Genomic DNA, 7,126 nt, shown 5'->3' with positions numbered 1-7,126 from the left:
TTGTCGAACTCCTGACTCTTGCTGAACCAGTACAGCTGCTGAGGCAGCAGGTCGGCCGGACAGGCATCGGCGCACATGCCACAGCGGATACAGGCCATGGCGATATCGTTAGGCGGTAATTCTTTTTCGGTTGGTGCCAGCAGACAGTTGCTGGTTTTGGTGATCGGCAGATCCAGACCGGGCAGGGCAAAGCCCATCATCGGCCCACCCATAATCACGCGTTCGCGCTTTTGTGGCTGATAGCCGGCCAGTTGCAGCAGGTGGCTGACGGGGGTGCCGATTAAGACTTCCCAGTTACCGGGCTGCTGCATCGCATCGCCGGTTAAGGTGGTAATGCGCGAAACCAGTGGCTCGCCAAAGGCAACGGCGCGGTAAATGGCGGCCGCGGTGCCGACGTTCTGACACACCAGACCGAGGTCGGCAGGAATGCCACCGGCCGGGACTTCTTCGCCGGTTAAAATTTTGATCAGCTGTTTTTCACCACCGGACGGGTATTTGGTGGGAATGGTCACCACGTCGATATGGTGCTCTTCACCCAGCTCAACCAGTGCGGCATTCAAGGCGGCAATGGCTTGCGGTTTGTTATCTTCAACGCCGATCATGCAGCCTTTGGCGCCAACAATATGCAGCAGAATCTGTGCGCCCTGAATCACTTCAGACGCGCGTTCGCGCATCAGCATGTCATCGGCGGTGATGTAAGGCTCACACTCGGCGCCGTTCAGAATCAGGGTGTGAATCTCGCGCTGGCCGGTGCTCAGTTTAACGGCGGTGGGGAAACCGGCGCCGCCCATACCGGCAATACCGCACTGGCGGATATGCTCGGTCAGCTGGCGCGGGCTGATATCGCTCAGATGCTCAAGGCCCAGTTGCTGATACAGGCTCTGGTGTTCAGTCCAGCGCTCGGCACCATCGGGAATAATCACGATGCAGTCTTCCTGCAGGCCGGAGGCGTGTGGCACGGCGCGCGGTTCAACGGCGGCGACGGTGCCGGAGGTTGGCGCGTGCAGCGGCACCGAGACAAAACCATCGGCGGCGGCAATCAGCTGGCCTTTTAATACCTGGTCACCGGCTTTCACAAGTGGCTTGGCAGCGGCACCAATATGCTGGTGCAGCGGCAGTACCAGCTCAGCTGGCAGGCTGGCCTGTTGTACCGGCGTGGCGGTGGACTGGGCTTTGTTTTCTGCCGGATGAATACCGCCATCAAAATTGTGCAGGCGAATCAGGTTGGTCATGCGGCGTCTCCGGCCAGGTGGTGATGACGGTCGGTGGCAATCAGTTCAACGCCTGAGGTCGGGGCCTGCCAGTACCAGTTGGATTTATCGACGCTGACCGGAATCATATCGATACAGTCGACCGGGCAGGGCTCCACACACAGGTCGCAGCCGGTGCATTCATCGGCAATGACGGTATGCATCTGCTTGGCGGCACCGAGAATGGCATCGACCGGACAGGCCTGAATGCACTTGGTGCAGCCAATGCACTCGTCTTCACGGATAAAGGCAACAGTGGGTACGGCTTTTTCGGCGCCGTGTTCGGCGTCCAGCGGCTCAGGTTCTACGCCGAGCAGATCGGCCAAAGACTGAATCGTCCCTTCGCCGCCGGGCGGGCATTTATTGATCTTTTCACCGCCGGCAATGGCTTCGGCGTAGGGCTTACAACCCGGATAGCCGCACTGACCACACTGGGTCTGCGGCAGCAGGTTGTTGATCTGATCGACAATCGGGTTGCCTTCTACTTTAAAGCGGATGGCGGCAAAACCCAGAACGGCACCAAAAATAACCGCCAGAACGGCCAGCAGGCCGACCGCAATAACAATGGTCCAGAGTGCAGCTGACATGAAAACTCCTAAATACTGACCAGACCGGTAAAGCCTAAGAACGCCAGCGACATTAATCCGGCAGTGAGCATAGCGATGGCCGAGCCCTGAAAAGGCTTGGGTACGTCGGCGACCGCCACACGTTCACGCAGGGCGGCGAACAGCACCATCACCAGCGAGAAACCCACGGCTGCACCAAAGCCATACAGAATGGATTCGACCAGGCTGTTGTCGCGTTTGATATTCAGCAGGGCCACACCCAGTACCGCGCAGTTGGTGGTAATCAGCGGTAAAAAGATACCCAGCACGCGGTACAGCAGCGGGCTGGTTTTGCGGATGGCCATCTCGGTAAAGCCCACCACCACGGCAATTACCATGATAAAGCTGATGGTTTTCAGGTAGGCCAGATCCAGCGGAATCAGCAGGTAGGTGTACACCAGATAGCTGCACACCGATGCCAGCGTCAGCACGAAGGTGGTGGCCGCGCCCATGCCGATGGCGGTTTCCAGCTTGTTGGATACACCCATAAAAGGGCAGAGACCGAGGAACTGCACCAGCACGAAGTTGTTGACCAGAATGGTGCTTACCAGAATCAGCAGATAGTCAGTCATCAATGGCTCCGCAGCACATGTGTACCGTCGATATTAAAAAATGGGCGCGCATTATCCCAAAACTGTGTTATTTCGGACAAGAAGGTTTTTTTCGGTTCTAAGCACCGTTTGGAATAAGCTTAGTGGTTGTTACGTCTATGGCTTGTAACGGCCGCCTTATTGGCATGCCAGCCGGGGATGATAGCGGCCTGTTGGGGGAAGGTACTGATGCGGGTCAAGGATATAACCAGATGGTTATTTTGAGGCGAAAGGCAGAAGGCAGAGGGCAGGAGCGGATCTTACCCACGACATAATCAGAAGACTCAACTCACCCGGCAAGCACAGTGTGGGAGCGGCTTTCAGCCGCGATATCTGCAATGGAGGTTGCATTCGACTATCCGCGACCCGGCATATTAAATCAGGTGTCGTTTGCAGGAGCGGATCTTATCCGCGACAAAATCAGAAGGCTCAGCTCACCCGGCAAGCACAGTGTGGGAGCGGCTTGCAGCCGCGATATCTGCAATGGAGGTTGTATTCGACTGTCTGCAGCCCCGCATATTAAATCAGGTGACGTTTGTAGGAGCGGATCTTATCCGCGACAAAATCAGAAAATTCAATTTACCTGGCAAGCACAGTGTGGGAGCGGCTTTCAGCCGCGATATTTGCACGCTTTGCATTCGTGCTTGCCCGTTTTGCCAGAGGGTAGTAACGTAAATGCCAAATGAATCAATAGATTGCGCTTCGGTTTACAAGCTGAAGTGTAAAGTTAGCCGCACAGAAAACCGGAATTAACAGGCATGCGCGCTTTTCTGGAAGGGATTTTTGAGTTATGGACGATTTCTCAGTTTGGTCAATAAGTTATGCGGGGTTTCTCGAAAGAATCGCCCGGAATAAATGCGCATGCACACTAATGAGCAGTTATGCAGCTTGATGACTTATAGAACCTCTTACTGAGCTCGGAATTAGAATGGATCTTTCAAAAAAAGAGTTATTAAAATTCTGTTGGCCCTCTGATTATTCCATCTCAAACCTTGAAAATGGAGCGATTTTTTGTCAGCACTACGCGGCTTACAATGATCCTTTTGAATTCTGGAGCAATATCTATGAGGGAATTCCTGACGCTGAAAAGGAACCTGAGCGATTTGCTGCCGCATTAGCGGCGTGGGGAATGTCAGGAGCTCGCCCCGATGATGAGGACGTGATTGCATATTTTGATGAATGTCAGAATTATCAGCCACCGTTTAAAGAAATGAGAGAAGAGATGCGTATCGCGTGTTTTGGCTCCCAGCGAGAAAATCTCCTAATGTGGCCACATTACGCCGATGGGCTTCGTGGATTTTGCATCGTATTCGACGAAGATGCTGTAGTAAAGTCAGAGCCAGAAGCGTATCTACTCGATGTAGAATACACTGACGCGCCGCCTACCGTTGATAGCTTTGTGTATGCCATTGCGCACGATCAAGAGTGGTATCGCCAAGTAGCTATTGAGGAAACCGAAACGCGTATTGAGCATTTAGGGGAGGCGGATGAAAAAGAGTGGATTCCTATTTACGAAAAGACTGGCGCATCAGCGGTTGAAAAAATGCGCGAGATTTGGCAGTACGTTTTTGCTGTTAAGCCTTCTGAATGGAGCTATGAGCGTGAGCGACGATTACTGGTTCCCACACGATGTTGTGATAAAGAACCGATAATGCGGTCATTTTCCACTGGCGCCATAAGAGAAGTTATTTTTGGCGAGCGAATGAGCGACGACTTTCGAGAAAAATTACTCGCTGTACTTAATAAACATTACCCTGGGGTTGCAATCCGAACGGCTCGTAGAGCACACAATCTTTACACAATTAATATTTGCTAATTAAAATGTGCAAACAAAGCCACGCAGCATAGACCCTACGGGACCGGACCTCGCTGCGCTCGGCCGCTGTTGGCAGTGTTATGACTTGAGGTTAGTGTGAAAAAATTATTTTTATTCGCAATTTTAACTATTTCTATTGCTTCGCTTGCAGAACCCTCGAGTTGGATGTTAAACAATTTTTTAGGTCTGAATAGTTCTGATAGCTCTGTAAGAGAGAAGTCTGCTTATGGTCTGAAGGGATACTATACAGATAATGGCGCTGAACCATCTCAGGAATACTTAGACCTACTTCAGCGTAACGCAGATCATTTGCTAAACACCCTTTCGGATGAGAATCTTCAGGTTAGATATTATACAACGGAACTTGTTGCGGCCAGACGCATGAGTCAGTATCCAAAGCCCTCTATAGTTTTTGTGTCACTTCTCGAAGATGAAAAAATAAGACTATTTAAAGCTAAATTCTTAAATAATCTTAACTCAAAAAGGGAGCTACTTGTCATAAGCAGTATCAAAGCACTGATTAATCTGAAAGCATGTGAACATTTGCCGGAGATGCTATTTCGGGCTGAAGAGCTATCGGAATATGAAAAAAAGTATGCAATGGCCTCAATAGATAGGTTGCAAGATTATTGTGATAAATAGATTCACAATAATCAGTTTATGAACGCTCCTGCGCGGCTAGGACAGTTGAGCTTCGCTCGTTCCTCGCTATGTTTTACTGCTCCACAGCAAAAGCGTTCTAGTTCTTAGAGTGGACAAGGTCGCCTCTACTGATAACGCTCTCGATCTCCGTTATGCGGTCTGTAGCAGAGTCTCAACGGCAGCCTGATTGGCCCTTCTGTATAAAATATAACCACCAGAGCGTCCGACACAGCGGACACTGACATATCCTGAATGAGGAAAGCTTGCACCGGCGGGAAATGTTGGCACACTCTGCTGTCATATCAGTCTGCCTCTGAGGTGGTGGGGCAGGCAAACACAATAATAAATCTCTGCATCGGACTGGCGTTGTGCCAGCTGCTCTCAGGTCGCCTTCGCTGTAAGAGGGAGCCGCAGTGAGGGGCTGACTGCCGGAGTTGTAATGGATAGCTGCTGATGAACACTGTTGTTTTGGGGAAGATGCGCCGCTGCGGCGGGTTTACTGGTCGTCTGCAGACTGGTTTGCAAAAGTCTGGCTGGCTGAAGGCTGTAAGCGCAGTTACCGGGCGCTTTGGCGGCGCAGGGCTATGGCTGGCAGGCGCGCTGTTACTGGCGGGGTGCAGCGATCAGGCCTGGAATAATCCTCATCCGGAATCCGAAGCCAGTGCCAATATTCTCTATTCCAGTTTTTCTGAACGTCCCAAATACCTTGATCCGGCCCGCTCTTACAGCACCGATGAATCGCGCTTTATTGATCAGATTTATGAGCCACCTCTGGCTTACGACTACCTTAAACGCCCTTACGAGCTGATCCCCAATACCCTGACGGCGATGCCGGATATCCATTACAGCGATGCCGATGGCAATGAGGTGGATGCCGACAGCGCCGCCGTTGCTTTTTCTACCTATCACTTCCGGTTACAGCCGGGTATCCGCTATCAGCCGCATCCGGCCTTTGCCCTGAACGATAAGGGTGAATCGCTTTATCTGTTTGCTTCGGCCGCCGAATCAGAGCAATACCGCAGTCTGGACGATTTTATCGAGCAGGGCAGCCGTGAACTGGTGGCCGAGGATTATGTGTATCAGGTTAAACGCCTGGCCGACCCTAAACTGCTGTCGCCGGTACGCGCACTGCTCAGCGATTATATTGTCGGCATGACGGAGTTCAGCCAGATTGCGAGTGATACGCGTAAAGCACTGGAAGAAAAAGCAGGCAAGCAGGCCTGGCTGGATTTACGCCAACTCAGCATGGCCGGTGTTGAGGCTCAGGGGCGTTATGATTTTACTATCCGCTTAAAAGGCAAATATCCGCAGTTTAAATACTGGCTGGCCTTTCACTTTTTTGCGCCCATTCCCTGGGAAGTCGATCGTTTTTACCATCAGCCGGGACTGGCCGAACGTAATATTGTGCTGAACTGGCATCCGGTTGGCAGTGGTCCTTTTATGATGACGCGCAATAACCCCAACGAAGTCATTATTCTGGAAAAGAATCCGAATTACCGCGCCGATTATTATCCTGTTGAAGGTTCGCCTGAGGATGTTGCGGCTGGCTTATTGGATGATGCCGGAAAGCAATTGCCATTACTGGATAAAGTGGTTTACCGCCTGGAAAAAGAAGCCATCCCGCTGTGGACCAAATTTATGCAGGGTTATTACGACCGCTCCGGTATCGCCAGTGACAGTTTTGACCAGGCGATCCGGGTCAGCAGTGATGGTATTGGTCTGAGTCCGGAGATGACGGAGAAAGGCGTAACCCTGGAAAAGGAAGTGGTGCTGGGCAGTTATTATCTTGCCTTTAATATGCTCGACCCGGTGGTCGGCGATAAAGGGGATGCCAAAAGCCGCGAACGTGCACGCAAGCTGCGTCAGGCAATCGCCATTGCTTACGATCAGCAGGAAATGATTTCGATTTTTGCCAACGGCCGTGGCGAAGTGGCGATGAGCCCGATACCGCCGGGTATTTTCGGCTATCAGAGTGGCGAAGAGGGTATTAACCCCTATGTATTCGACTGGGTAGATGGCAAGCCACAGCGTAAATCGCTGGACGAAGCCAAACGCCTGCTGGCGGAGGCCGGTTACCCGGATGGCCGTCATGAAAAAACCGGTGAGCCTCTGGTGCTGAATCTGGATACCACCACCGGTGGTGGCGGTGGTAGCGCCATGCAGAACTGGATGATCAAACAATTCAAAAAGCTGAATATCCAGCTCAATATCCGTGGTACCGAT

At 51.9% G+C, this 7,126-nt stretch carries 6 protein-coding genes; 3 read left to right on the top strand and 3 right to left on the bottom strand.

The annotated features are described in order from the left end of the window. The 3 genes from rsxC to rsxA form a co-directional block, all read right to left on the bottom strand. Nucleotides 1-1,232, bottom strand: a 1,232-nt coding sequence (gene rsxC, locus B3P58_RS03035; protein WP_286716023.1) for an electron transport complex subunit RsxC, incomplete at its 3' end; no start/stop codon positions are given. Continuing rightward, nucleotides 1,229-1,837, bottom strand: coding sequence for an electron transport complex subunit RsxB (rsxB, locus tag B3P58_RS03030; protein ID WP_230331935.1), 609 nt, complete (start codon nt 1,835-1,837; stop codon nt 1,229-1,231). The genes rsxC and rsxB, both read right to left, overlap by 4 nt. A gap of 8 nt (nt 1,838-1,845) precedes the next feature. Beyond that, a complete protein-coding gene (rsxA, locus tag B3P58_RS03025) occupies nt 1,846-2,427 on the bottom strand; it encodes an electron transport complex subunit RsxA (RefSeq protein WP_145468997.1) in 582 nt (193 codons plus the stop codon). A gap of 946 nt (nt 2,428-3,373) precedes the next feature. Here rsxA and B3P58_RS03020 point away from each other — a divergent pair. From B3P58_RS03020 to B3P58_RS03010, 3 genes are all read left to right on the top strand, one after another. Beyond that, complete coding sequence (locus B3P58_RS03020) at nt 3,374-4,261, top strand: DUF2971 domain-containing protein (protein WP_230331936.1); 888 nt, start codon at nt 3,374-3,376, stop codon at nt 4,259-4,261. A 96-nt stretch (nt 4,262-4,357) separates the two neighbouring features. Then, entirely contained in the window at nt 4,358-4,903 is a 546-nt protein-coding gene (locus B3P58_RS03015) for a hypothetical protein (RefSeq protein WP_230331937.1), read from the top strand. Nucleotides 4,904-5,356: 453 nt separating this feature from the next. Then, the coding region (locus B3P58_RS03010) for an ABC transporter substrate-binding protein (protein WP_286716022.1) at nt 5,357-7,126 on the top strand (1,770 nt) is incomplete at its 3' end.

It is taken from the genome of Thalassolituus sp. UBA2009, assembly GCF_002335285.1.
In the GTDB taxonomy this organism is placed as follows: Bacteria; Pseudomonadota; Gammaproteobacteria; order Pseudomonadales; family Oceanobacteraceae; genus Venatoribacter; species Venatoribacter alkanivorans.
Note: the sequence above shows the minus strand (reverse complement) of the source record. Positions and strands in the feature narration are given on the sequence as shown.